The sequence below is a fragment of the Lactiplantibacillus sp. 30.2.29 genome, assembly GCF_018991255.1.
GTDB classification, from domain to species: domain Bacteria; phylum Bacillota; class Bacilli; order Lactobacillales; family Lactobacillaceae; genus Lactiplantibacillus; species Lactiplantibacillus pentosus.
The window spans coordinates 1-525 of record NZ_JAGYGU010000120.1; the positions used below are offsets into that span (position 1 = coordinate 1).

1 pseudogene is annotated in these 525 nt (G+C 49.0%); it reads right to left on the reverse strand.

The window, feature by feature from the left end:
* Window positions 1–217: pseudogene (locus KGF65_RS16830) on the reverse strand (plasmid mobilization relaxosome protein MobC); the annotation flags it as partial.
* Window positions 218–525: the final 308 nt, after the last annotated feature.

The following is a 525-nucleotide window of genomic DNA, read 5'->3' on the forward strand; positions in this document are numbered from 1 at the left end:
CGTTCTGGGCATCTTGGGCAGCAATCTTAGGGGCAACTAAGCGCGCCCCCTGGGCCTTCTTTTTGACAAAAGCCGGCACGGACAGATTTAAAGTTTGCGCGGAACGCGCCAGCTTTAAATAGTCCGGTTCACTCACCCGAAAATTAATTTGTTTGCTAGCCTGACGATGAACCTGAGTCGTCTTTTTTGTGCTAGCCAGATTTTGTGGTTCGTTCACAAGTCCCACCTCCGTTGCCCTGCGGGCAAAGTTATTCGAGATATCAAAAGTCGGATCAGCCGACGGCTGATGACCTCCTAATTATAATCGAATAACAGAGGATTGGCAAGCAACCCACATGCTAGCCACTTACGTGTCTGATGTGGTGCTTGCAATGGGGAAAGCTAACGCTCCCCCTTGACCCCCAAGTTAGCTGCGCAATGCCAAAATGGTTAGCCGGTTGGCTAGCCACTTTTTGGCAAAGATTCGCGCTTTTTACTCAAAATTGCTATCGGAATTTGAGTAAAAAAGTCTTCCAGACAGGGGCT